At 37.3% G+C, this 26,512-nt stretch carries 24 protein-coding genes and 1 riboswitch; of the genes, 4 read left to right on the top strand and 20 right to left on the bottom strand.

Going from position 1 to position 26,512, the window contains the following annotated elements; genetic code table 11:
• Nucleotides 1-2: 2 nt before the first annotated feature.
• The 10 genes from purN to pdxR all read right to left on the bottom strand — a co-directional run bounded on the left by purN (nucleotide 3) and on the right by pdxR (nucleotide 12,133).
• Entirely contained in the window at nucleotides 3-617 is a 615-nt protein-coding gene (gene purN, locus C7958_RS02240; protein ID WP_111571044.1) for a phosphoribosylglycinamide formyltransferase, read from the bottom strand.
• Between the two features lie 13 nt (nucleotides 618-630).
• A complete protein-coding gene (gene purM / locus C7958_RS02235; RefSeq protein ID WP_111571043.1) occupies nucleotides 631-1,665 on the bottom strand; it encodes a phosphoribosylformylglycinamidine cyclo-ligase in 1,035 nt (344 codons plus the stop codon).
• A 2-nt stretch (nucleotides 1,666-1,667) separates the two neighbouring features.
• Nucleotides 1,668-3,143, bottom strand: a complete 1,476-nt coding sequence (gene purF / locus C7958_RS02230) for an amidophosphoribosyltransferase (RefSeq protein ID WP_111571042.1) — start codon at nucleotides 3,141-3,143, stop codon at nucleotides 1,668-1,670.
• A gap of 492 nt (nucleotides 3,144-3,635) precedes the next feature.
• The gene (gene purC / locus C7958_RS02225) at nucleotides 3,636-4,355 is read right to left on the bottom strand and encodes a phosphoribosylaminoimidazolesuccinocarboxamide synthase (protein ID WP_111571041.1); all 720 of its coding nucleotides are present in this window, start codon (nucleotides 4,353-4,355) and stop codon (nucleotides 3,636-3,638) included.
• 3 nt (nucleotides 4,356-4,358) lie between these two features.
• A complete protein-coding gene (locus C7958_RS02220) occupies nucleotides 4,359-5,771 on the bottom strand; it encodes a lyase family protein (RefSeq protein WP_111571040.1) in 1,413 nt (470 codons plus the stop codon).
• Nucleotides 5,761-6,291 carry a 5-(carboxyamino)imidazole ribonucleotide mutase gene (gene purE / locus C7958_RS02215; RefSeq protein ID WP_111571039.1) on the bottom strand — a complete coding sequence of 177 codons (531 nt, stop codon included), beginning with the start codon at nucleotides 6,289-6,291 and terminating at the stop codon, nucleotides 5,761-5,763. Before purE ends, C7958_RS02220 begins: the two co-directional genes overlap by 11 nt.
• 24 nt (nucleotides 6,292-6,315) lie before the next feature.
• Complete coding sequence (locus tag C7958_RS02210; protein ID WP_111571038.1) at nucleotides 6,316-7,479, bottom strand: 5-(carboxyamino)imidazole ribonucleotide synthase; 1,164 nt, start codon at nucleotides 7,477-7,479, stop codon at nucleotides 6,316-6,318.
• Between the two features lie 21 nt (nucleotides 7,480-7,500).
• Entirely contained in the window at nucleotides 7,501-8,772 is a 1,272-nt protein-coding gene (gene purD / locus C7958_RS02205; protein WP_111571037.1) for a phosphoribosylamine--glycine ligase, read from the bottom strand.
• Nucleotides 8,773-9,045: 273 nt separating this feature from the next.
• Nucleotides 9,046-9,146: riboswitch (purine riboswitch) on the bottom strand.
• A 173-nt stretch (nucleotides 9,147-9,319) separates the two neighbouring features.
• Nucleotides 9,320-10,684, bottom strand: coding sequence for a magnesium transporter (gene mgtE, locus C7958_RS02195; RefSeq protein ID WP_111571035.1), 1,365 nt, complete (start codon nucleotides 10,682-10,684; stop codon nucleotides 9,320-9,322).
• Between the two features lie 12 nt (nucleotides 10,685-10,696).
• A complete protein-coding gene (pdxR, locus tag C7958_RS02190) occupies nucleotides 10,697-12,133 on the bottom strand; it encodes a MocR-like pyridoxine biosynthesis transcription factor PdxR (protein WP_111571034.1) in 1,437 nt (478 codons plus the stop codon).
• A gap of 178 nt (nucleotides 12,134-12,311) precedes the next feature.
• Between pdxR and pdxS the strand changes: the two genes are divergently transcribed.
• The 4 genes from pdxS (at nucleotide 12,312) to C7958_RS02170 (ending at nucleotide 15,605) form a co-directional block, all read left to right on the top strand.
• Nucleotides 12,312-13,190, top strand: coding sequence for a pyridoxal 5'-phosphate synthase lyase subunit PdxS (gene pdxS / locus C7958_RS02185; protein WP_111571033.1), 879 nt, complete (start codon nucleotides 12,312-12,314; stop codon nucleotides 13,188-13,190).
• A 1-nt stretch (nucleotide 13,191) separates the two neighbouring features.
• Nucleotides 13,192-13,779 carry a pyridoxal 5'-phosphate synthase glutaminase subunit PdxT gene (gene pdxT, locus C7958_RS02180; RefSeq protein WP_111571032.1) on the top strand — a complete coding sequence of 196 codons (588 nt, stop codon included), beginning with the start codon at nucleotides 13,192-13,194 and terminating at the stop codon, nucleotides 13,777-13,779.
• A gap of 107 nt (nucleotides 13,780-13,886) precedes the next feature.
• Nucleotides 13,887-15,227, top strand: coding sequence for an ammonium transporter (locus tag C7958_RS02175; protein ID WP_111571031.1), 1,341 nt, complete (start codon nucleotides 13,887-13,889; stop codon nucleotides 15,225-15,227).
• A gap of 39 nt (nucleotides 15,228-15,266) precedes the next feature.
• A complete protein-coding gene (locus C7958_RS02170) occupies nucleotides 15,267-15,605 on the top strand; it encodes a P-II family nitrogen regulator (RefSeq protein ID WP_111571030.1) in 339 nt (112 codons plus the stop codon).
• 86 nt (nucleotides 15,606-15,691) lie between these two features.
• Here the strand turns inward: C7958_RS02170 and C7958_RS02165 are convergent, their stop codons facing one another.
• The 10 genes from C7958_RS02165 to C7958_RS02120 form a co-directional block, all read right to left on the bottom strand.
• Nucleotides 15,692-16,489, bottom strand: a complete 798-nt coding sequence (locus C7958_RS02165) for a homocitrate synthase (protein ID WP_111571029.1) — start codon at nucleotides 16,487-16,489, stop codon at nucleotides 15,692-15,694.
• Between the two features lie 61 nt (nucleotides 16,490-16,550).
• The gene (locus C7958_RS02160) at nucleotides 16,551-17,417 is read right to left on the bottom strand and encodes a molybdate ABC transporter permease subunit (RefSeq protein ID WP_111571028.1); all 867 of its coding nucleotides are present in this window, start codon (nucleotides 17,415-17,417) and stop codon (nucleotides 16,551-16,553) included.
• 1 nt (nucleotide 17,418) lies between these two features.
• Nucleotides 17,419-18,222 carry a molybdate ABC transporter substrate-binding protein gene (gene modA, locus C7958_RS02155; RefSeq protein WP_243834220.1) on the bottom strand — a complete coding sequence of 268 codons (804 nt, stop codon included), beginning with the start codon at nucleotides 18,220-18,222 and terminating at the stop codon, nucleotides 17,419-17,421.
• Between the two features lie 6 nt (nucleotides 18,223-18,228).
• Nucleotides 18,229-19,488 (bottom strand): nitrogenase cofactor biosynthesis protein NifB, encoded by a 1,260-nt coding sequence (nifB, locus tag C7958_RS02150; RefSeq protein WP_111571027.1) that lies wholly within the window; start codon nucleotides 19,486-19,488, stop codon nucleotides 18,229-18,231.
• Nucleotides 19,488-20,900 carry a nitrogenase component 1 gene (locus tag C7958_RS02145; RefSeq protein WP_111571026.1) on the bottom strand — a complete coding sequence of 471 codons (1,413 nt, stop codon included), beginning with the start codon at nucleotides 20,898-20,900 and terminating at the stop codon, nucleotides 19,488-19,490. The genes nifB and C7958_RS02145 overlap by 1 nt, the downstream gene beginning before the upstream one ends.
• Nucleotides 20,893-22,464 (bottom strand): nitrogenase component 1, encoded by a 1,572-nt coding sequence (locus C7958_RS02140; protein ID WP_111571025.1) that lies wholly within the window; start codon nucleotides 22,462-22,464, stop codon nucleotides 20,893-20,895. Before C7958_RS02140 ends, C7958_RS02145 begins: the two co-directional genes overlap by 8 nt.
• Before the next feature lie 185 nt (nucleotides 22,465-22,649).
• Nucleotides 22,650-24,017, bottom strand: a complete 1,368-nt coding sequence (nifK, locus tag C7958_RS02135) for a nitrogenase molybdenum-iron protein subunit beta (protein ID WP_111571024.1) — start codon at nucleotides 24,015-24,017, stop codon at nucleotides 22,650-22,652.
• The gene (gene nifD / locus C7958_RS02130) at nucleotides 24,017-25,636 is read right to left on the bottom strand and encodes a nitrogenase molybdenum-iron protein alpha chain (RefSeq protein ID WP_181453802.1); all 1,620 of its coding nucleotides are present in this window, start codon (nucleotides 25,634-25,636) and stop codon (nucleotides 24,017-24,019) included. Before nifD ends, nifK begins: the two co-directional genes overlap by 1 nt.
• A gap of 16 nt (nucleotides 25,637-25,652) precedes the next feature.
• Nucleotides 25,653-26,042: a P-II family nitrogen regulator gene (locus C7958_RS02125; RefSeq protein WP_111571023.1), complete on the bottom strand. Its 390-nt coding sequence runs from the start codon at nucleotides 26,040-26,042 to the stop codon at nucleotides 25,653-25,655.
• Nucleotides 26,043-26,111: 69 nt separating this feature from the next.
• Entirely contained in the window at nucleotides 26,112-26,438 is a 327-nt protein-coding gene (locus C7958_RS02120) for a P-II family nitrogen regulator (RefSeq protein WP_111571022.1), read from the bottom strand.
• Between the last annotated feature and the right edge of the window lie 74 nt (nucleotides 26,439-26,512).

The following is a 26,512-nucleotide window of genomic DNA, read 5'->3' as shown; positions in this document are numbered from 1 at the left end:
AGTTATTTTTCCTCCTTTAGAATTTTAACTTTCCGTCCTTCAATCTTAATTCTACCTTCTGCAATTAGTTTGACTGCCTCAGGATAAATTTTATGTTCTTTTTTTAAAATTCTGGCTGCCAGATCATCAGCGGTGTCATCTGCTTTAACTTCCACCACTGCCTGTTTGATAATTGGACCGGTATCCATACCTTGATCCACAAAATGAACGGTGCAGCCGCTGTATTTAACCCCATAATCTACAGCCTGTTTTTGAGCATCTAAGCCTTTAAAAGCAGGTAAGAGTGAAGGATGAATATTGATAATCTGATTTTTAAATTCTTGCACAAAAAGTGGTGATAAGATCCGCATATACCCTGCCAGAACTACAAGTTCAACTCCGGCATTTTTTAGAAGTCCAATCAGTTCTTCTTCGTAATCAGCTTTTGTTTCAAAATGATCTGGATTAATAAACAGGTGCTCTATATCTTCGTGTTCTGCTCTTTTTAAAGCACCAGCATCCTGAGTATCACTGATTAAAAGTTTTATTACTGCCGGAATGGCTCCACTTTTTATATTGTCAATAATAGATTGAAAATTTGAGCCTCTGCCTGAGGCAAAAACAGCTATTTTAAGCATTTTTACACCTTCTTTATTTTATTTCGAGAGATGTGTCTGCAGCTCCTGCTTTTATTTCACCAATCAGGCAGGCTTTTTCTCCCATTTTCTCAAGTTCTTTAAGTATTTCATCTTTATCAGCTTTATCTATGACTAAGGTCATTCCGATTCCCATATTAAAGGTTCTGTACATTTCTTTTTCTGCAATCTCTCCTGCTTCCTGAATCAGCTCAAAGATTTGCTGTGGCTGCCAGCTGTCTTTTTTGATTTCAGCTTTTAAACCTTCTGGCAGAATGCGAGGTAAGTTTTCTATTAAACCACCACCGGTGATATGGGCAATTCCTTTGATTTCATATTTTTCAAGCAGAGACAGCACAGTTTTTACATAAATTTTGGTTGGGCGGAGCAGTTCTTCTCCTAGATTCTTTTCCAGCCCTTTAACTTCTGCAGTGTAGTCAAAACCTGCTTTATCAAAAAGTGCTGCTCGAGCCAGGGTAAAACCATTGCTGTGCAGACCATCTGATTTAAGTCCAATAACTAAGTCGCCTTCTTTAATCTCAGCTCCGGTGATAATTTGATCCTGATCCACAATACCAACTGCAAAACCCGCCAGATCATATTCTCCCGGCTGATAAAAACCTGCCATTTCTGCAGTCTCTCCACCAATTAAAGCTGCTCCAGCCTGTTTACAGCCGGCAGCGATTCCTTTTACAATCTCCGCTGTTTTTTCCGGCTCCAGTTTTCCAGCTGCCAGATAGTCAAGAAAAAACAAGGGTTGTGCTCCCTGAGCTAATATATCATTTACTGACATGGCAACTAAATCAATGCCAATTGTATTGTGAAGATCCAGTTTAAAGGCAAGTTTGAGTTTTGTTCCAACTCCATCTGTACCTGAAACTAAAACCGGATTCTGATAATTGCTTAAGTCAGGCTTAAAAAGACCACCAAAACCACCCAGTCCGGTCATTACTTCCGGACCAAAAGTAGACTGCACATCATTTTTAATCAGTTCAACTGCCTGATTGCCGGCATCAATATCGACTCCGGCTTTTTTGTAATCTAGTCCCACAGTTATTCCTCCTCACTTAAGTAGCGGCTGTCTATCGGATAATCTCCATCAAAACAGGCTGTACAGAATCCGAGCTCCACTTCAGTCTTAATTGATTGGAGCATCCCCTGCTTGCTCAAGTAATGAAGGCTGTCAGCTCCGATGCGTTCACTTATTTCCTCTACAGAATTACTGCTGGCAATAAGTTCCTGACGGCGTGAGGTATCAAGTCCAAAATAGCAGGGATGTTCAACAGGTGGTGAAGAAATAGCCATATGCACTTCTTTGGCTCCCGCTTCTTTGATCCGCCCAATAATCTGCTTGCTGGTTGTCCCTCTGACAATTGAATCATCTATTAAAATCACTTTTTTATCTTTAATAATTTCTTTAATTGGTGATAGTTTTAATCTGACTTTTAAATCTCTAATCTCCTGAGTCGGCTGAATAAAAGTCCTCCCCATATATCGGTTCCTTAAAATACCCTGAGCATAGGGGATTCCAGATTCTTCGGCAAAACCTAAGGCTGCTGCAATTCCCGAATCAGGTACAGGCACCACAATATCAGCTTCAACATCCATCTCCCGGGCCAGCTGTTTCCCCATTTCTTTGCGGGCCAGCAGTACATTCTGGCCGGAAATATTACTGTCAGGACGGGCAAAATATATATATTCAAAAACACAGAGACTGGTCTCATTTTCACCTGTATAGCGCCTGCTGTTAATTCCATCTTCATCAATTACAACAACCTCACCAGGGTTAACATCCCGCACAAATTCAGCTCCAATAATATCAAATGCACAGCTTTCTGAGGCCACAATGTAGCTGTTATCCAATTTCCCAATCGAAAGTGGTCTAAAACCGCGAGGATCCCGAATAGCAACCAGCTCATCTTTGGTCATTGCCACCAGCGAAAATCCACCTTTTAACTGATGTAGGCTCTGGATTAAAGCTTCTACAATATCATCTTCAAAGGATCGGGCTACCAGGTGAGCAATAACCTCAGTATCTAAAGTAGAATGAAAAATCGAACCATTGCTTTCTAAATTGTTTCTGAGTTCTGCTCCATTGGCCAGATTACCATTATGGGCCAGAGCCAGATCACCTTTCATACTGTTGATTAAAATTGGCTGGGCATTGGCAAGCTTGCTGGAACCACTGGTAGAATAACGGACATGGCCGATTGCCATCTCACCTTTTAAATTCCGAATATCTTCTTTTTCAAAAGCACTCTCTACCAGCCCCATACTCTTATGCAGATTGAATTCTCCCTGATAATTGGCACAAATACCTGCGCTTTCCTGGCCTCTATGCTGCAGGGCAATCAGCCCCAGATAGGTTAGTTCTGCCGCACTGCTTTCACCATCAGCATTAAAAATGCCAAAAACTCCACATTCTTCGCTCATTTTATCTTCATTTAGCTCAGCCTGAGTTAACTCTACCTCATTTGAACCCGGCTGAACTTTATTTGCTTCTTTAGAGAAATTACAGCTTTCTCTCATTAATTTTCCTCCCTTTAATACTAAAAAATAATTTAAAATCAATTTTGCTCCCTGATCCAACTACCGCCAGGCTGGAAATAAGCTTCTATAAAGTTATGCTTATATTTATTTTTTAAAGAAATATATATTTAACGACTCTATAGTTTTATTCTAATTCAACTTAATTCTTGTGATAGTTATCCTTCTAACCCATCCGGACAGGATGGAATAAGCTAATCAGGTATAAATATTATTAAATGAAATCTATTTTATTCTAAACAGAGTATATCGAAAGACCAGGAATTTTAAATAATGAATCTTGATGATAATGAGTATTAAATTGGACTGAAGGACACGAAGTCCTGAACTGACCGCACAGCAGGAGGCTGTGATCGGGAAGGTAGTCCAATTTAAGGCGAAATTAGAATTTTAGATTCATTTTAAAATTACTATGGAAAGAGATATATTCTGTTTTAATAAAATAGAATCCTTATTAATTATTAGCTGATTAGCTTATTTCCAGTCCTGGCCGGTAATCCGCTTATACATTTCATGATAAGCTTCTTCAACATCACCAAGATCACGGCGGAAACGGTCCTTATCCAGTTTTTCTTTAGATTCACTATCCCAGAAGCGGCAGGTATCAGGAGTAATTTCATCAGCAAGGATAATTTCTCCCTCTGCTGTTTTTCCAAACTCCAGTTTAAAGTCAACAAGGTCTACATTCCGCTCTTTTAGAAATTTAACTAAAATATCATTAATTTTATGACCGAGTGCAATCAGTCTTTCCAGCTCTTCGCGGCCGGCCAGTCCTAAAAGCTCAATATGAGAAACATTGATTAGAGGGTCTCCCAGTTCATCATCTTTATAGTAAAATTCAATAACCGGCTGCTCAAGCGGAGTCCCTTCTTCCATCCCAACTCTTTTGGCCAGACTGCCGGCTGCAACATTGCGCATTACAACTTCCAGCGGTATTATCTCTACTTTTTTAACAAGAGAATCACGCTCATTCAATTCCTCTATTAAATGAGTTTTGATACCCTTTGCTTCTAAAAGCTTAAAAAAGAAATTGCTGATTTTATTATTAATCTTACCCTTTTCTGCAATCTGACCTTTTTTTTGACCGTCAAAGGCAGTTGCATCATCTTTAAAGTGCACAATTACCTGATCATCCTGATCTGTACTAAAAATCTGCTTGGCCTTTCCCTCATAGAGCATTTCTTTTTTTTCCATCTTTTATAAAACCTCCGTTTTGAGATCATAATCAAATTTTTGCTGCCAGTTTTTAACTATCTTCTCTGTTTTCTCCGCGGCAATACCTGTATACTTTTCCGGTTTTAAAATTAATTCTTTCTGACGCTCGGCAAAGTTTTCCCAGTATCCCTGCAGCTCCCTGCTCTGAGCCACCAGTTCTTTTAAAGAAAGATCAGTCTCCTGAGCTTTTAAGGTCAGCTTCCGTACTGCCTCATGGGCATCTGGATGACCGGCGGCTGCTAAGATAATATATAAAGGTTCAGCTACAATCATTTTTTTATTCTGTTCAAAGTTTTTCTTAATATTTTCCTGATCTACTGCCATCTTGGAACTAACTCTGGTCAATCTGGCTGCTGCAGAAAGTAAAGCAGTTATCAGCTCCGGAATAAAGCGGGAAGAAGCTGAATTGGTCAGGTCCCGCTGGTGTTCAGATAACTGGTCCATATAAACTGTAGTCATCTGAGGCATAAAAGCCTTCCATAAACTTTTTACATTTTCGTAGTTAATCGGATTCCGCTTGTGGGGCATGGTTGAAGAACCAACCTGATCTTTGCCAAAATGCTCACCAATTTCTGCAATTTCAGATCGCTGCAGCTGGCGCATATCATCAGCAAAGGCTGCCAGCACACCAAAGGTTGAAACAAGAGAGTGAATAAAATCTGTCATCGGCTCAGCCTGAACTATCTGAGTTGAATGCTCTCCTGGCTTTAAGCCCAGTTCAGCCAGGACTTCCTTTTCAAACTCTTCCGGATCTTCAAAAAAGATACCGCTGGCATTATAAGCTCCAACTGCTCCTGCAAATTTACCGACAAGTTTATCTGCTTTGGCTTCAACTTCTTCTATTCTTTCTCCCAGACGGGCTACATATTCAGCGATAGTGAAACCAAAAGTAACCGGTACTGCATGCTGACCGTGGGTTCTTCCAATCTGGACTCTATCCTTTTCTCGCAGGGCAATCTCTGCCCAGCTTTTATGTAATTCTTTTAATTTAGGTATAATTAATTCTGCAGCTGCCTTCTGATAGCGAAGTGAATTGGCTGTATCTACAATATCATAAGAAGTAGCTGTGAAGTGGATATAGGGGCGGCATTCTTTACTGACCTTTTTTTGAATACAGTTAACTAAGGCTCTGATATTATGTTTGGTTTTCGCTTCTTCTTCGTAAACCTCTTCTGTAGTTAATTCTTCAATCGCTTTTTTAACTTCAGCGGGAGTCTGCTCTGGAGCCATTCCTCTTCTGGCCAGCACCTTAACTAAGGCCAGCTCTACCTCTGCCTGAAAAGTAATTGTTGCATTTTCGGAAAGGTATTTTCCAATCTCATCAAAATCCTTTTTTCTCCTTGAATAACGGTGATCAAGCGGACTTATATTAGCAAAAATATCTCTATTCTGCAAATTTTTCGCTCCTCTCAAGGTATTCTGCATATCCCATATCTTCTACTTTTTCGGCTGCAGCCAGTACTTTTTCTTTCATTTCTCTACGATATTCTTTCTGTTTTTTATTTAACTCTTCGTCGCTGCGGGCTAAAATTTGTACTGCCAGTAAAGCGGCATTTTTGGCCCCATTAATAGCAACTGTGGCCACTGGAACTCCAGGCGGCATCTGAACTATGGAATAAAGTGAATCAAGCCCACTCAATTTTGAAGTTTTAACTGGAACTCCAATTACAGGTACAGTTGTCACTGCTGCCACCATACCCGGAAGATGGGCTGCACCTCCAGCTCCAGCTATAATCACATCTAAGCCTTTTTCTTCTGCAGTTTCCGCATAATTATATAGTCTATCAGGTGTCCTGTGGGCTGAAACAACTGTCAGCTCATATTCCACCTCAAATTGATCTAAAATTTCTGCTGCCTCTTTCATTACCGGCAGATCAGAATCACTACCCATAATAATTCCTACTTTAGGCTTCATCAAATTTGACCTCCCTAATTTTATTTAAACTTCACCCTTAATTTCAATTAACTGACTGGCTTTTAAAGCTCTCTCAGCTGCTTTATCCAGACTGTCTGCCGTAACTGTTAAATGCCCCATTTTACGACCGGGTCTGGAAATCTGCTTCTGATAAATATGAACTTTTACTCCTTCTACTGCAAGTGCTGGATCAAGTCCGATTATCTCGGCTTTTCCTTTTTCTCCACTGCCCAGAATATTGCGCATTACTGCTGGTCTCAGCAGAGTAGTATCTCCCAGCGGCAGAGCTGTAATTGCTCTCACATGCTGTTCAAACTGAGAGGTTACACAGCTTTCAATTGTATAATGGCCTGAATTATGGGGTCTGGGTGCAATTTCGTTGACTAAAAGCTCATCAGCTTCTGTTACAAACATTTCCACACAAAAAATTCCTATCCCTGCAAAAACTTCAAGTACTTCTTTAGCAAATTCTTCCGCTTTTTTCTCTAATTCTGAAGAAATCTCAGCTGGAACTTTTGTTTCGTACAGTATATTATCCCGATGATCGTTTTCTCCGATTGGATAAACTTTCATTTCTTTACTTAATCCACGGGCTGCAATAATTGAAATTTCTTTTTTAAAGGGAATATATTTTTCCACCATCAGTGGTGCTTTACTTGATCCCAGTTCCTGAAAAGCTCTATCTACCTCAGCCTGACTGTCAATTAACACATTCCCCTTACCATCATAACCTCCTGTACAGCTTTTTAACATCAGTGGATAGCCAAATTCTTGAGCAGCTTCTTTAATATCAGCTGAATCTGTAACCTTTTTAAAGTCTGGAACGGCAATCTGCTCTTCTATTAAGATGTTTTTTTGATGAAATTTATTTTGAATAATCTCCAGACTGTGAGCTGTTGGATAAATCTTATAATCTTCAGCTTCTAATTCTTTTAAAACTTCAACCTCAATATGTTCAAACTCATAAGTAATTAAATCCGATTTTTGAGCAAGTTTTCTAATTGCCTCTCTATCATCAAAATCAGCCACAAGGTGCTGATCAGCAATGCTGTCTGCCGGACATGACTTTGTCGGATCTAAAATTGTAACATAAAAGCCCATTTTTTTGGCTTCTAAAATCATCATCTTACCCAGCTGACCACCACCGATAATTCCAAGCTTCTGTCTGGTCTTATCTTTAAATTTCAAATTATAACCTCCCGGTTAAATTTATTTTTTCAGTGCTTTCTGTCCTATATCATTTCTAATCTGAAAATCTTCAAAATCAATTTTTTCTACTCCTGTATAGGCCTTATCAATTACTTCTTGAAAGCTCTCTCCCATTGCTGTGACTGCCAGGACCCGACCGCCATCTGTCAGGAGTTTTCCATTTTCTAACCTGGTTCCCGCCTGAAAAACAATTATATCTGCAGCTGCCTCAGCTGCTTTAATTCCGGTGATTTCTTTGCCCTTTTCGTAGTCTACCGGATAACCTCCAGAAGCCATTACCACACAGAGAGCTTTTTTATCTTTCCATTTAATTTCAATCTGATCTAAATTCCCTTCAATTACAGCTTCCATTACATCTACCAGATCTGTTTCTAATAAAGGTAATACTACCTGTGCTTCGGGATCCCCAAAGCGTACATTATATTCTAAAACCTTAGCTTTTCCATCTTTAATCATCAAACCAAAATAGATAATACCCTTAAATTCTAAACCCTCACTCTGCAGAGCCTGCAGTGTTGGTTCCATAATTTCAGTTTTAAAATCTGCCTTAATCTGCTCGGTCACAACTGGAGCCGGTGCATAAGCTCCCATCCCACCAGTATTAGGCCCTTTGCCCCCATCATAGGCAGGTTTGTGATCCTGGGAGGCAATCATGGGCACTATAGTCTGACCATCACAGAAAGCAAGAATGGTTGCTTCTTCACCTTCTAAAAATTCTTCAATCACAACTTTGGCTCCTGCTGCTCCAAATTTTTCATCCTTCATAATTATCTCAACCGCTTCTACTGCCTCCGCCTCTGTCTGAGCAACAATAACACCTTTACCTGCTGCCAGGCCTGAGGCCTTAACTACAATTGGAGCTCCTTTTTGTTTTAGATACTCTACTGCTTTGGCTGCTTCTGTAAAGCTCTCATATTCTGCAGTTGGAATCTGGTATTTCTGCATTAACTCTTTGGAAAATGCTTTTGAACTCTCAAGCCTAGCAGCACTCTGTCTGGGACCAAATACTTTAAGCCCGTGTTTTTCAAATAGATCGACAATTCCAGCTGCTAAAGGTGCCTCAGGGCCAACTACTGTAATATCAATTTTTTCTTTCAAGGCAAATTCTAATAGTGCCTCCTGATTACTTTCATCAAAATCAAGATTTTGACCATATTCTGCAGTACCCGGATTCCCTACTGCAATATATAATTCCCCTACTCTACTGCTCTGAGCCAATTTCCAGGCAAGTACATTTTCTCTTCCACCACTACCGATGAGAAGAATGTTCATTCTATCCACTCCCACTTTAATTTATTGGTACCAGGTACACGAAATCGTTTTTGGTACCAGGTACCTAAACGTAAAAATAAGTAAATTCCTCCAAAAAATAAAAATAGCCCAGGTAGGAAGGCTCTACATTCAATGAGTAGAACCTCCCCGCCTGGGCTTTTATCCCTTCGGTGTAATATATCAATATCTGTACCGCTCGGACCAGCCAGCACTCATAAGATAAAGTCTGCTTAAATATAAATCAAACAGAGTTATCCCTTTAATACTGCGGAAACCTAGGTACACTTCCCTCATAGTCGAACAATTTACGGTGTTCGGTAGAGACTTGTGGGCCATATTCCCACCATTATATGAGGTACAAATTCAATTTTTAATTTACAATTTAATCTTAACAGATGGTATTTTTAAAGTCAAGCAGCTTTTAAATGTCTAATTATTCAGAAATAAATTTATTTGATTAGACTGCGATGCCTACTAAAAAAAGACCTAAAGTTAAATTGACTTTAAATAAGATATCAGTTGAAGTTTTTTAATGTTTTAATTAATATCACGCTATAATCTGCAGAATCAATAATGTACTCAGGCCAAGATAAATTGAAACTCCAGTAATATCAGTAATTGTAGTTAAAAAAGGGCCTGTCATTAAAGCTGGATCTTTACCCAATTTTTTAATAAAAAACGGCATTGTTCCACCGACAACTCCGGCAACTAATACATTTACAGCTAAGGCTGTACCGGCAACAATTGAAAGTAAAATATTTTTCTGAAGAAAATAGGCAACTGCTCCGAATATAGCTCCTAAAACTATCCCATTAAATATTCCAATCTTGATTTCTTTTTTAAAAGCTCTAAAAAAATCTCCAATTTGTACCTCTCCTAGAGCCAGGCTTCTAATCGAAACAGAAAGAGCCTGAATCCCTACATTGCCCCCCATATCCGTTATCATAGGCAAAAAGGCAGCAAGTATTGCAACCTGAGCAATTGTAGCTTCAAAACTGCTAATTACTGCAACAGCTCCTAAATTCAAAAAGATATTAAAAGCCATCCAGGGTAATCTTAATTTAATTGATTCTTTTGGATGAGTAAAAAAAGATTCTTCCCCCCTCACTCCAGAAAATTCCAAAAAACCATCTGTTAATTCATCTGATAGAATTTCAACCGCTTTTTCCATACTTAAAATACCAACTAAAATATTTCTATCATCTAAAATTGGAAGCTGCTTTAAACGCCTCGATTTTAATCTTTGAGCTGATTCCAGGGCAGAATCAGACATTTTAGCCGCAAAAACTTCCTTCTTCATAATCTCATCAACTACTGTTTTTCTGTCATTAAATAATAAATCTCTAAAGGAAACAACTCCTTTTAATTCTATTTCGTCATTAACTATATAAATATAATCTTTATGTTCTATACTTTTGCTGCTATTTTTTATCTCACTAATTATTTCCTCAATCAATTTACCTTTTTTAAAGTAAAGAAAATCATTTTCCGCATAGGAACCAATCATTTCTTCAGAATAAGAAATCAAATCATTAATTTCTTTTCTTTGTTCTTCATTTAAAGCTGATAGAACTAACTTTCTCTTTTCCTTTTCCAGATGTTTTAAAATATCAACAGCATCATCAACTTTCATTAGAGCAATAAGATCGATCATCTTATTTTCTTCCATCATTATTAAAAGCTCTGCTGAATATTCTTCAGGGAAATTGATCAGAATTTTTAATACATAATTAGTATCCAGCATTTCTAAATATTCAAAAACAATTTTAGTTGAGAAATTTTTCAAAAGCCTTGTTAATCTCAAAACAGGCAGGTTTTTAGAATGAATAACTGCTTCTTTTAAATTTTTCTTCTCCAGAGCACTTCGTGTCTTTTCTAAATTTCTCTGTAAATATTCTTTATCTAATAACATTTTTCCCTCCAATCAAATTAATGGACTATAATCATCATTCTCAGTCATACCGCTAAAATTATTATAAATATCTTTTAAAAGCTTGATCCCTCTTTTTATCTGCTCTTCATCTACAGCTGCAAAACTGAGCCTAAAATAATTAGAATATCGCTTATTTATACTAAAAAGATAACCAGGAGAAAAAAGCAACTCTTTTTGAGCAGCTATTTCATATAGTTCTCTTGCATCCAGATTTTGTGGTATATTGAGCCAAAAATAAAGTCCACCTTTGACCTTAAAGGTTATTTTTACTTCCTCCGGCAAATGAAGATTTATTTGCTCCTGCATCAGTTTATATCTTTTTTGAAACAAGCTTCTCTGTAAACTGATATGTTTATCTAATAATCCTTCTCGAAGATAATAATCAAAAGCTCTCTGGGTAAGACCTCCACTGGAAATATCAGTTGCATATTTTGCTTCCAGCACTTCCGGCAGAAGTTTTTCCGGTAAAACTATAAAAGCTAGCCTTAAACCAGGCATAAATACTTTCGAAAAACTTTTAATGTAGATTACCCTTCCCTGTTTATCAAATTCTTTTAAATTATTTACCGGCTTCTGCTCATAATATAAATCAGATAAAATATCATCCTCTATAATATAAAAATCATATTTTTCTGCCAGCTCCAGCAGCCGCAGTTGTTTTTTTCGACTCCAGCTAACACCGGTTGGATTCTGGAAATTCTGCATGGTAAAGAAAAACTTTATTTTATTTTTCTGCAGATAGGATTCCATTTCTTCCAGGTTAGCTCCATCCTGCTCCATCTTAATACTTTTCATCTCTGCCCTGCGGGAATTAAAGGCCTGCAGCGCCCCAAAATAAGTCGGGTCCTCTACTATAATTTGATCCCTATAATCTAAAAGTATCTTACTTATGATATCTATTGCCTGCTGAGCGCCCGATACAACCTGAATCTGTTTTAAAGAAGATTCAATTCCTCGCTGAGCAAAATATTTTCTGATTGATTTCCGCAGAGGTAAAAACCCCTGACTTTTTTGATAGCTAAAAGCTTCACCCTGATCTCTATCCAAAACTTGATTAATTGCATATTTAAAATCTGAAACTGGAAATAAATCAGTACTGGGAACAGCACTGGCAAAGTTAATACTTTCTGCCAGTTTAATCTGCCCGTGTTTTAGCATATCTTCTCTATCTGCTGCCTGAATTAAATTTTTCTCTGGCGCTACAAAGCTGCCACTTCCAACTTTTTTATAAATTAATTCTTCCTCAGCAAGCATATCATAGGCTTTGACCACTGTAGCCGGATTTACCCCCACTTCTGCTGCCAGTTTTCTAATTGGAGGCAGTTTAGTATCAGCTTCAATCTCATTTTTTATTTTTTTCTTTAATTTTTTATAAAGTTGTAAATAAAGAGCAGAATCACTATCTTCTTTTATATTTATCTCTAACATCTTCTCACCCCGTTAAATTGTATTAGTATAAAATAATCAATTTATGATTGTATTAATAATTTGACATTTTGTATCGCTTTATTTTATAATTGTATTAGTTTTTTAAGCTTAAATACAGTTTACATAAGTTTATTGTATCATTACAATTAAAATTAAGCAATCAGAAGGAGAGATAATTATGTCAGAAAAATATCGTTTAAACAGGAATTTAGCCCAGATGTTAAAAGGTGGGATCATTATGGATGTCACTACAGCAGAAGAAGCAAAAATTGCCGAAGAAGCAGGTGCAGTAGCAGTTATGGCTTTAGAAAAAGTTCCAGCTGATATTAGAAAAGATGGCGGAATTGCCAGAATGTCTGATCCAAAAATGATCAAAAAAATTGTAAATACTGTTTCCATCCCGGTAATGGCCAAAGTTAGAATTGGTCATTTTGTAGAGGCACAAATTTTAGAAGCACTCGAAATAGACTATATTGATGAAAGTGAGGTTTTAACACCTGCTGATGAATCTTTTCATATTGATAAGAGAAAATTTGAGATCCCCTTTGTCTGTGGAGCTACCAATCTGGGTGAAGCTCTGAGAAGAATTGGAGAAGGGGCAGCTATGATTAGAACAAAGGGAGAAGCTGGCACCGGGAATGTGGTAGAGGCGGTTCGTCATATGCGAAAAATCAATTCCCAGATTAATAATTTAACCAGTTTAGGTAGTGAAGAACTGATGACTGCAGCTAAAGATATACAGGCTCCTTTTCAACTTGTGGAATATGTAGCAGAACACGGCAAACTGCCGGTTGTTAATTTTGCTGCTGGAGGAATTGCTACACCTGCTGATGCTGCCCTAATGATGCAGCTGGGCTGTGATGGGGTTTTTGTTGGTTCTGGAATTTTCCGCTCCGGTAATCCAGCTAAAAGAGCAGAAGCAATTGTTAGAGCAACGACTCATTATCAGGATCCTGAAATTATTGCAGAAGTCTCCGAAGACCTGGGTAAAGCAATGTCCGGTATTGATGTCAATGGTCTTACTGATGCTGAAAAAATGGCTGATCGGGGCTGGTAAAATGATAATTACTGTGGGTGTTCTTGCTCTTCAGGGAGGAGTAGCTGAGCATTTAGATCATTTAAATCAGATTAAAAACGTACGGGCTCTGGCTGTTAAAAAGCCAGAAGAGTTAAATAGCTGTTCCGGTTTAATTATCCCCGGTGGTGAGAGCACAACAATGAGAAAATTAATCAAAGACTATAATTTTAAGGAAGCAATCATTAAATTTAATCAGCAGCAGAAAGTTATCTGGGGAAGCTGTGCGGGCTTAATCCTGCTGGCAGCTGAAGTTGAAGGAGAAAAAGAAGATCAGTTAGGGCTTCTGGATATCAAAGTTAAGCGAAATGCCTTTGGCAGCCAGCTAAATAGCTTTATTGAAAAAAATATGATTCCAAAAATTTCTGATTCAGTCCAGGAACTTGTTTTTATCAGAGCTCCTTTAATTACAGAAGTAGGAAAAGATATTGAGATACTCTATCAAAAGGAAGATCAAATTGCAGCTGTAGAAAGTAGAAACTTAATTGGCACCTCTTTTCACCCTGAACTCACAGACAATAATGCTTTTCATCAGTATTTTGTAAATAAAATCAGAAATAAAATTAGCTGAAATAACTGTATACGATTATATAAACTCCAATTTCCTTGCTTTCTCATTTTTTAGAAACTATAATTTACTCATAATTAACACATACCTAACACGAGGAGGAAATTATTATGAGTAGTAGAGTAATGAAAAGCAAGTTTATGCAAACAATTTTGATGACATTAACACTGGTGGGTTTATTTAGCGGTCTGGCTTTTGCCCAGGATGGACAGGCAGCAGCCAATGCAATCGCTATTGACACCATCTGGACTTTAATTGCAGCTTTTCTGGTCTTTTTTATGCAGGCTGGATTTGCTATGGTTGAAGCTGGTTTTACCAGAGCCAAAAATGCTGGTAATATTATTATGAAAAACATGATGGACTTTGCCTCAGGTTCTTTAGTTTACTGGGCTGTCGGTTTTGCCTTTATGTTTGGGCCCGGTAACAGTTTTATTGGAACTACAGGCTATTTTCTGCAGGATACATTTGCTAATTTAGGACTTGATATTCCGATTGCAGCCTTTTTTATCTTCCAGACAGTTTTTGCAGCAACAGCAGCAACAATTGTCTCCGGAGCCATGGCAGAAAGAACTAATTTTTCCGGTTACTTAGCCTACAGCGTCGTAATTACCGCATTTATATATCCTGTTGTTGGACACTGGATCTGGGGTGGCGGCTGGTTAGCCGAGATGGGTATTGTAGATTTTGCCGGTTCAACTGTTGTGCACTCTGTTGGCGGCTGGGCTGCTTTAGCTGGTGCCATTGTTTTAGGTCCCAGAATTGGTAAATATAATGAAGACGGCAGTGCCAATGCTCTGCCCGGACATAACCTTTTAATGGCAGCACTTGGTGTTTTCATTCTCTGGTTTGGCTGGTTTGGATTTAACCCCGGTTCTACTGTAGCCGGTACAGATTTATCCATCGCTACGATTGCTGTAACAACCAATCTGGCAGCAGCTGCAGGAGCAGTAATGGCCATGATAGTCAGCTGGATTAAATATGGTAAGGCAGATGTTAGTATGACTTTAAACGGTGCTTTAGCGGGTCTGGTTGGAATCACAGCCGGTACAGCCAGTGTAGGTAATCTCTCCGCTGTTCTAATTGGAGGTATTGCAGGAATTATAGTTATTTATTCGGTTGAGTTTTTTGATAGATTACAGATTGATGATCCTGTTGGTGCTGTTTCTGTGCACGGTGTCTGTGGAGCCTTTGGTACAATTGCAGTTGGATTTTTTGCCACAGAAGGTGGACTTCTTTTTGGAGGCGGAATTAGTTTATTAATCACTCAAATTATCGGAGTAGCAGCTGTTTTTGTCTGGGCATTTGGACTTGGATTTGCCCTCTTTAAGGTAATCGATGCAGTTATTGGACTCAGAGTCTCCGAAGAAGATGAGATTGAAGGTCTTGACTATTCAGAACATGGTGCCGATTCCTATCCAGATTTTATGGTAAATGTTAAGGCTGAAAAATAAGTTGAATTCTAAAATCCAAAACAGAGGTGTTGATATATTATGAAAAAAATAGAAGCTATTATTCGTCCTGATAAAACTGATAGAGTTATTGACTGCTTAGAAGAAATTGGAGTTAGTGGACTAAATATCAAAGAGATCAAAGGATATGGTTCACAGAAAGGTCAAACTGAAATGTACCGCGGTGTCAGCTATAGAGTCAGGCTGAGGAAAAAAATTAAAGTTGAAACAATTGTAGAATATACTAAAGTCGATCAGATTATTGAAGCAATTAAAGAAGCAGTACAGACCGGTGAAGTTGGAGATGGTAAAATATTTGTCTCTGATGTAGAGAATGCCGTCAGAATTAGAACTGGTGAAGAAGGTACAGATGCACTTTAACAAAATATATAAATAAAAAAATAATAACAATGAACCCTGCCGCTTAGATAACGGCAGGGTTTTTTATTTTCAGAAGTCTACGAATACTAAAGAGCTGCCTTCATTTTTTTAAGAAAGTCCTGATAGATCTTCCAATCAAAATCAAGCTGATGTTCAAAAAAATAATTATAAGCATCTACGAATTCTTTAAAATCTGTATTTCCAGCCCTCTCCCCAATTCCAGTAATGGTAGAACTAATATAGTCAACTTCTGCTCTACAGGCAGCCAGGGAATTTGCTACTGCCATTCCAAAATCATTATGAGCATGAAATTCTATTTCCATTCCTGTTTTGTACCGAATTTCTTTCAACTTATTAACGGTAGAAAAGGGATCCAAAATACCAACTGTATCTGCATAGCGAAACCTTTCAGCCCCAGCTTTTTCTGCTGTTTTGAGATATTCAAAAAGAAAATCTTTTTCAGCTCTAGATGCGTCTTCGGCGCCAATAGATACCAGACAGCCAGCATCCTTTGCATATTTTATTGCTTCAGTCATTTCAGCTAAAAGTTTAGATTTTTCTTTTTTTAATTTAACTTTCAGCTGGATATTAGAAACCGGAGCAGAAAGATGAATATTTTTAGCACCACAGGTTAAAGATAAATCAATATCTTCTATCTTCATTCTATTCCAGAGTAATATTTCTGCTCCAAGATTTAAATCAATAATTTTTTTAATCACTGCTCGTTCTTCTTTCCCAATAACGGGAATTCCGACTTCAATTATATCTATTTTTAAAAGATCTATTTTTTGAGCCAGCACTATTTTTTCTATCTCAGAAAAAACAACTCCAGGAGTTTGTTCACCATCCCGGAGTGTTGTATCTACAAATTTTATTTTTTCCATCTCATAAACAAATCCTTTCTAAGTTAGAGTTCCACTCACATTAGAATACGCTTTAATCTTTTTATTTTAATTTCAACTCTAATATTATTAAGGGCAGCGAAAAAGTGATGATTAAAACAACAGCCAGTGCTATTGACTGACTCAGGTCCTTTTGGGCCATTATATAAATAGCAGTTGAAAGAGTCTGAGTTTTGCCCGATAAATTACCAGCAAACATCATTGTGGCTCCAAACTCACCTGCTGCCCGGAGACAGGCCATAATTATCCCTGTAAGTAAGGGTTTAATACTTAATGGCAGATAAATTTTAAATAGAATATCCTTTTCTTCAGCTCCAAAAACCATTGCTGCTTCTTTAACCTCTTCGTCAATTGCTTCAAAACCACTTTTTAATGATTGAGTAAAGAGGGGAAGCATTACAAAAACCTGGACGATGATCAGAGCAGTAAAAGTAAAAGGCAAATTTAGATTCATTGTATTAATAATATCACTTAAGATACCACGATTACCAAAGGTAAGTAAAAGAGCCAGTCCGGCCACAGTCGGCGGCATAACAAGCGGTAGTTTAATAAACATATTAACTACTTTGTTAATCTTACTTCCATTCTGACTGACCACATAACTGAATGGAACCCCAACTAAAACTGTAATCATAATCGATATTAGAATAGAAAGAATTGATACTTTTATTGCCTGTAAAGTATTTATGTTGTTTACCGTAGTAAGCAGACCCTCAATCGAGGTACTTAAAAATAACGATGCTATAATTAATATTACAAAGATTACATTTATACCTGCTAAAAAGAACAAAATTATCTGGGTTAAATCCAGATCAAGGTTATTACGAAAGTAGTCTAAAAAGCTATTCTCCAGAATAATATCCGGAGAAATAGCTTCTGTATTCTGTTTGGGATTTATATTATTTTCCATTTTAATCACTACCTACTTTTGTAAATCCATATTTATCTAAAATTTTACCTCCTGCATCAGAATAGATATATTCAATAAAATTTAGAGCTTCTTTTTTATTGTGAGAAGAATTTAAGACCGCTATTGGATAAGATGCAGTAACATTATAATTATCTTCTATCTCTATAACTTTCAATTTTTCTGCTGTTTTTGGTGTTATATCAGTTTGATAAACTATACCTGCATCAACTTCACCTAAATAAACTTTATTAACTACACTTTTTACATCAACTTCTTTAGATACTACATTATTCATAAACTTTTCTTTAAAATCTTTATCTAACTGAGAGTTGTTTTTTTCTTTGTTCAGCATCTGAATCGTATAAGATCCTACAGGAACTGATTCATCAGCTATTACTAATTTAACTTTTTCTAATGCAAGTTCACTAAACTTATCAATACCGCTTTCTTTATTAACAGCAGCTATAAGTTTGTTTTCAGCAAATATTTTTGGATCTTCTACCAGCTTTGAATCCTTAAGTTGATCCATATATTTGATATTTGCAGAAGCAAATACATCGGCCCCAACCCCCATTATTAGCTGACTGTATAGGGCCTGGCTTCCGGCAAAATTGCATTCCACTTCAACTCCGCTCTTAACTTCATATTCTTCAGCAAGTTCTGTAAACATTTCTGTTAAACTGGCCGCAGCCATCACTCTTATTTTGCTTTCTGCAGCTTTGACTGGAAAATTAAAAATAGCTGTGACCACTAAGATAAGCATAAATAAACAACAAATACTATTATTCTTTAGTTTTATCATCATAATAAATCAACCTGTATTTGCAGAATACATTTTTCCCAGTGCAAATCTAACTGCTGACTCAATCTTATCATAGACCATTATCGCCTTAATATTGTGCCGCAAAAGTTTTCTTCTGGGAACAGTGCCAATTCTGACAGAGAGAACAGCTTCACAATCAGAAATAGTATTAATAATACTGCCTATCCGATCTTCTTGATCATTACATTCTTTATCGATACAGTACTGCTTAACATTTCTCTTTTCTACAAATTTAATAGAACTCCCTTTAACCTGATAAATATAGAAATCTTCAGCATGTCCAAAATGAAGGTTTACTATTTCTCCATCCTGTGATGCTGCAGCAAAAAGTCTTTCTTCTTTCTCCAGATAGTAACTTCCCTCAAGTATCTGATGGGGCTGTCTCGCCTGAGTTTCAGTTTCCAGAATATCCTCTTCCTCTTTAAACTCCAGCGATCTATCTTTATTTAAACAGCCAACTGCATCAGAACGACACTGCTGGCAGTGATACATCTGCTTTAAATCCTCTTCACATTTATTCCGCAAATAATCAAGTTCAACCTTACTGGTCAGGGGATTATTTTCGAATGGTGTATTTTCTACTGGAATCAGCGGCATAATATTGGTCATAAAAGCTCCAGCTTTTTTTACTGTTCTTACGACTTCTTCGATATGATAATTATTTATTCCCTTGATCAAAACAATATTGACTTTACAGAGTACACCATTTTGCGACAGGTATTTTAAGCCAGACAGCTGATTTTTAAGTAGAAGCTGAGCTCCCTCAACTCCTGTCAAGGTTTTGCCCTGATAGTTTACTCTTTCATATATCTTTGCCCCAATCAAAGGATCAACAGCATTAATTGTTATGGTCACATGGCTAACTCCAAGTCTAACAACTTCCTCCTGATATTCCGGCAAACTTAAACCATTTGTCGAAAGGCAGAAAGTTAGATCAGGATCTTCAGCTTTAATTAGCTCTAAAGATTCCCTGGCTGCTTCAAAACTTGCCAGAGCATCTCCCGGACCAGCAACTCCAACTACACTTAAATTATCTACTTTATTTTTGACCATTTTAAATCTGGCTAATGCTTCCTGAGGTGACAGCAATTTACTTGTTACCCCGGGTCTGGTCTCATGTAAGCAGTCATATTTACGGTTGCAGTAATTACAGCTGATATTGCATTTTGAGGCTACCGGAATATGCATTCTGGCGTAATTATGGGCAAACTTACTGTAACAGGGATGAGTTTTTGTTTTTAAATTCATTATTCCTCACCTACTTTCAACTCTGCAGCATCTTTTGCGGCTGCTGCACCTTTATTAGCCTGATAAAACTCTTTATATAAATCTTCTCGATAATTATCATGTTTTAGGGCCAGAATCTGATTAGTTATCTGATCAAGAAAGTTATTAGACCCCTGATAGCCAATATTTTGCTGACGAGACGCCCCGACTCTGTCATGAATTGGAAAGCCAACTCTAATTAAAGGGATTCCATCTTTTTCTTCTATAAAAGCACCATCGGAATTACCAATCATAATATTTATGTTATATTCATTAACATAGTTTCTAATCTCCTCAAAATCGGTATCACTAAAGATTAAATTTTGGTCTCTACTGTCTGCTGTAAGTTCTTCCAACTTCCTCTGAAAAATATCCAGATCGGTACCGGTAGCCATAATCACAGGAGAAATTCCATTTTCCTGACAGATAGAGCTGACTGCATAAATCATCTCCGGATCACCAAACACAGCTGCTCTGCCTTCACTGTTATATTTATGAGAGTCAATCATTGTATCGATCAGTCTACCTCTTGCTTCCTTTAAACTTAAAGGTATCTTCTTACCGGATATTTCTGCCAGAATATTTATCAGCTGATCTGTATTCTTAAGCCCGATTGGAATTGGCAGTCTATAAGCAGGAATCCCAAATTTATCTTTAAGATAAACAGCTGTTGAGAGGCTGCTGTCAACAAGAGTTCCAAATTCAATTGTAAAGGCAGCATCCCCCATTTTTTTAATTTCGGAGATTTTAGTTCCACCCGGCGGTATTTTACTATAATCTTTTGTAAAAGGAGCAGCCAGAGTTTTTGATATATCAGGTAAAATTGTATATTCAAGTTCAAATAAATCCAAAATTCTCTTGATTTCTCTGACCTCTGCCGGACTTAAATTTGCTGCAGCCACATTTAGCTTAGAACTTTTAGCGCCAGAACTTTCCGCAAGCTGCTCAACAATTTTCCGTAATGTTAAATAATATCCTTCAAATTGAGATCCTCCATAGCCCGGAGTTGGTACTGTGATAATAGAAATATCTTCAACATCATTTGCTTTTTTAAAATCAGCTGCTATTCTATTTATATCTTCGCCAATAGTTTCTGCCAGACAGGTAGTTACAACACCTATAACTTTAGGTGAATATAACTTAATCAGATTTTTTAAACCCTGTCTTAAATTTTTTTCTCCTCCATAAACAGTACCCTGCTCATCGATTGAAGAAGAAGCTATGTCTATCGGTTCTTCATAATGTGTTGACATATGTCTTCTCATATAAGTGCTGCACCCCTGAGAACCATGCATTAAAAGCATACTCTCTTCTATTCCCTTAAAAGCAATAGCAGCCCCTATCGGCATACACATTTTACAGGGATTAACATCTAATCTTTTTAAATTACCCATCTATATCACTCCTGATCGTTTTCCAGATTGGACTGTTAATTGTTAAATCAAGTTCTTCAGCCAGATTAACAACCCCTTCAAAACCTACCAGTGGATGTTTACGCTCATGATTATGATCAAAAAAAGCAATACCCATTTTATAGGCCAGGGCCCTGTCTTTTACTCCACCAACTAAAACATCTGCTCCTTTTTCTCGCATAAAGGCCTCCAGTTCAGATGGGTTAGCATCATCTAAAATGATAGTTCCTGGATCAGTAAGATCTTTTAACTTTTCATAATCAGACTCTTTTCCGTTTTGAGTGCCTACCATAACAGTCTTAATTCCCAGATCATTGAACTGTTTTACAAGAGAAATCGCCTTAAAAGCACCACCAACATAAATTGCTGCCTTTTTCCCGGACAGATAGTTTTTATATATTCTTAACTTTGCTTCAGTATCAGGCAGCCTGCGGGCAATTAATCTTTCAACTTTATTGATTATTATCTGATCACCTAAATGTTGAGCAATCTGGCGCAGAGAATCCAGGCTGTCCTGTAAACCTAAAAATGAAATTTCTAAGAAGGGAATTTCAAACTTCTTTTTCATTCTTTTAGCCAGATATTTCATTGAACCAGCACACTGAACAATATTTAAATCAGCAGTAGGTGCTTTACGAATATCTTCTATACTTGAGTCGCCGGTAAATCTGGCTGCAAGTTCTATTCCAACATCATTCAAATAATTTTCTATTATCCAGCCTTCACCTGCCAGATTGTAATCTCCCAGAAGATTTATTTTTCTAATGTACCTCCTGTTTTCCGCCTGTTCTTTCATTTTCTTATTTTTAAAATCCTCTATAGCTCTTCCTGCCTGAAGAGAATTAATCTGACTTAACTTTTTCTGCAAGATCCTGATTTTTTCTTTTGTATTTAAATTACTATAATCTTCATTTAGTTGACTTAGCGCCTTAATTTCATTTCTGCTATCTACGGCCATTTTTTTGTTCTCTACTCCAATACTTTCGGCCTTAAAGTCACTCATTAAAGTTAATAATGCCTCACAGGCAGCTTTATATCCCTTGGATTTTGTACCGGCAAAACCTGAAGATTCTACAGGAATAACTCTAATCCCATATTTGGCTTCTGCTTTTCTGGCTGCAGCTTTTAAATCATCTCCAATAACTCCAACTACACAGGTTGAATAAATAAAAATCACTTCCGGCTTATACTGCTCTGCTTCCATTAGTTCTTCTATAACAAGCTCCAGTTTTGCTTCCCCACCAAAAACAATATCTTTTTCTCTTAAATCAGTAGAAAAACTGCTGCGGAAAATATCGGCTCCAGAAGTCAAACTGCCTCTGATATCCCAGGTATAACTGGCACAGCCAATTGGTCCATGTACAAGATGATAAGCATCTTTGACTGGATTCAAAACAACTCGAGCCCCTGAATATACACAGGCTCTCTGACTAACTGCACCTGCCAGACTCTGCTGATCACATTTAATATTTTCTTTGTTATCTCCTTTAGTCATAATAAAGTCTTCTCTTTCAGAAAGTGCTTTACTACTGCTTGAATTCTGCATATATTTCACCTCCAGAATGAAAAATAACCCATCTGTTTAAAGCAAGTTATCATTACCTAACACTACTCTCTACTGATGACACTCCTAAAAAAACAGATGGGTTAAATATCTAAACTTCAGTTATAATAAAAATTGTTTATAAACCGAAATTATAATTTAATTATACTTTAAAAAATAGATGTTTTTTACAGCACAAACTCTATCAATTCAAAGTCTGTATCTCTATCTTTTCTATCAAGTAAAGCTCCACTAATTTTTTCAACCAGCAAAATTGCTCCCTTATAGCCAATAGTTGGCAAATAAGAATGGACACTGCGGTCAAGTATAGGAAATCCAACTCTGACCAGTGGGACATCTTCCTGTTTGGCAACCAATTTACCATAGGAATTACCAAGTAATAAATCTACCTGATCATTTTTAATCCACTGATGAAGCTGGAATAAGTCACCTCCGGCGGTTAAGTTATATTTCCAGTCCGCACTTTCCATCATTTCTGCAACTGTTTCTTCAAACTTCTTATCTGGAGTCCCTGTTAAGATATGAACTGGTTTCATTCCCAGACTTAAAACAAATTCAGTCAGAGAAATTACTATATCAGGATCACCATAAACAGCTACTTTTTTGCCGTGGAACTGATGATGTGTATCTGCAATAATATCCACCAGCTGGCCTCTTTCTTTTTCAATTTCTGCTGGCACCTCTTTTCCAGTCAGCTTCATCAGCTGCATTAAAAACTCATCTGTTGCCTTAATGCCGACCGGTGATTTTAGAGTATAAGGTTTTACATCATGCTTTTTTTCCAGCTCAAAAGCAGGATCTGAAGCAGCAAATTCTCCCAGAGCTATAGTGGCCTGCGAATTACCAGTATCTTTTAATTCTGGAATTGTAACTCCTCCTTCTGGATACATATCATAGCTGCCATCCAGAGGTGTATCAAGTACATCACTCTGATCCGGAAATAAAATATAGTCGATACCCATAGCTTCTAGTATTCTCTTAATCTCGCGGATATCTCCGGGGTCAACAAACCCAGGTATTAAATTTATTTTGTTATTTGTCTTAGCATCTTCATTTTTTTCCGAAACCTGTTTAATCACGGCTTTAACCATATTTGAAAATCCTGTAATATGGGAGCCAACATAACTTGGAGTACTGGCATGGATAATTGTTTTTCCTGCCGGAACATCAAATCCATTAATAATTGAGCCAATATCATCACCAATTGTTTCTGACAAACAGGTTGTGTTAATGGCTACAACTTCAGGATCATAAACAGCAAATATATTTTTCAGTGCGGTTTCTAAGTTAGCCCGGCCGCCAAATACTGAGGCCCCTTCTGTAAACGAACTGGAAGAAGCAACAACAGGTTCTCTAAAATGTTTGGTCAAATGCATTCTATGATAAGAACAGCACCCCTGTGATCCGTGACTGTGCGGCAGAGCTCCATGAATGCCTAAAGCTGCATACATCGCACCGATTGGCTGACAGGTTTTAACCGGATTGATAACAAGTGAGTTTCTCTCTTTATATTCTTTTGGCACTAAATCCTGCATTAGCGAACACCTCCAATTGTTCCTGCAAGTTCAACATTGTCTTTCCAGGGAGGATTAATATAACTCCAGCTGGGGTTAAGGATACCGGCTGCAATATCTTCTGCAAACTGTAGATGCCCTTTAAAACCTGCATAAGGACCACTGTAATCATAACTGTGCAGCTGTTTTGAGAAAATACCCATTTTATGAGAAGTATATTTATCCTTAATTCCAGAACAGAAAATATCAGGCTCTAAAGCTTCGGTTAACTTAATATGTTCGTGGTGATTTAAATCATCAATAACAATACTTCCATCTTCCATTTCTTTGATCATGCCTTCATAATAATCAAGGGGCATCTTCTGCTGCAGTTCCTCTTTTTTAGCTTTGGAAATTCTCATGTTATATTTCTTATCATCTTTTGTAACTTCCAGTTCTGGAATATTCCGGTCATCAGCTGTCATTTCAATATCAGGGATAACTTCTCTGCCCTCATAATCATCACGGTGACCAAATTCATATCCAGCTACTACTGTTTCAATTCCAATCCTCTTAAATACATTCTGATAGTGGTGAGCTCTGGAACCGCCAACAAAAAGAAAAGCAGTTTTACCTTCAAAAAGTTCCTGGTACCGGTTAAGTGGACCCTCTATCTGAGCCAGCTCTTCTGCTATTACCTTCTCTGTTCTTTCCTTAAGCTCTGGATCTCCAAAATATTCAGCCATATTGCGAAGTGCTTTAATAGTGGCATCCACACCTAAAAAATTAACCTTTAACCAGGGTATACCATATTTTTCTTCAAACATTTCTGCAATGTAGTTAATTGAACGGTGACACTGAACCAGATTAAGATCAGCTTCGTGTGAATATTTTATCTGATCTGCTGTACCATTCCCGGAAAAAGAAGCCACAATATCATAACCAATTTTTTCTAAGATCCTCTCTATTTCGAAAGCATCTCCCCCAATGTTATATTCCCCCATCAGATTAATTGGATATTTATGATCCAGCTCTTTATCTTCTATACCAACCAGATTAGCCATAATTTCATTGTTGGCGATATGATGGCCGGCTGACTGACTTACCCCTTTATAACCTTCACAGTTAAAGGCCATAACTGTAATTCCATACTCTTCTTCTGCCTTCTTAGCGATATTGTTAATATCATCACCAATCAAACCAACAGGACAGGTAGCTGTAATCATAATCGTTGAAGGATTAAAAATCTCTACTGCTTCTTTGATTGCTTCTTTTAATTTTCTTTCTCCTCCGAAAACAACATCCGAGTCCTGCATATCGGTGGAAAAAGTGTAATTAATAAAGTTTTTACCACCCTCTGCTGCTACTCCCTGATGTCTTCTCATCCCCCAGGCATAATAACTACAACCTATAGGTCCATGAACAAGCTGAACTACATCTTTTAATGGTCCCAGCACAACACCACGACAGCCTGCATATGCACAACCACGATTAGTAATAATCCCTGGAATAGTTCGTGTATTAGCCTTTATTTTATGTTTATCCTTTTTCTTATCTTTGACCAGAATATGCTCTTTTCTATTTTTCATTGATTTAGCAGGATATGACTGCAAAACATCATCTAAAACATCTTCAATTCCTGCATTATTATTATTTTTCATTATCTTCACCTCTTTTCTATACTGCTGCTTTACCGCTTTCACCTGTTCTTACTCTATAGGCATCTTCAATTGGTAAAACAAAAATTTTACCATCACCCGGATTACCTGTCTCATTAACATTCATTATTGTCTCAACTACCTTTTTAGCATCTTCATCTTTCACTACCGTAATTACCATTCTCTTTGGTATTAAACGGTGTCCTTCTGTAATTGACTCTGTAACTTCTCTGGATTTAATTATCTCTTCTTCTCCCTCAAGTATTTTTTCTATAAGCTCATAATTAACCTTCTTTTTTCCCCTGCCGGTGACCTTAACACAGGTTAGAGAATTAAAGCCCTGAACGGCCAGAGCTTTTTTAGTCTGGTTAATTTTATTCATTCTGATTACAGCCATGATCTCTTTCATATCTTTCACCTCCGCGAAAATTTAAATAATTGACATATCTTTTCTTTCCCCAACTTCCAATTAATAACCTTATAAACCCTGACTGTTTGAGCTGATGGTATATGCTTCCTCCACATCGCTGACAAAAATTTTACCATCTCCATAGCTTCCTTCTTTACCACTTCTAACAGTTTTCATGATTATTTTAACTACATCTTCTTTATCTTCATCTTCTAAAACCATCATTAAGAGTTCTTTTGGTAATTCATCATAGTGTATATTACCAACTTTAACTCCCCGCTGTTTACCTCTTCCTGCAACATCCATTTTAGTCACTGCCGGAAAACCAGCCTCTTTAAGTTCCGAAAGAACTGTTGAACTTTTTTCCGGTCTGATAATCGCCTGTAATAATTTCACTTATATCATTCCCTTCTCGCTCTATTAATCTTCTACTCTTTTATTCTCTGCTGATTTAGTAATTTTTAAAATAG

Source organism: Halanaerobium saccharolyticum, assembly GCF_003259895.1.
Lineage (GTDB): Bacteria > Bacillota > Halanaerobiia > Halanaerobiales > Halanaerobiaceae > Halanaerobium > Halanaerobium saccharolyticum_A.
This window is presented reverse-complemented; position numbering and strand designations above follow the sequence as displayed.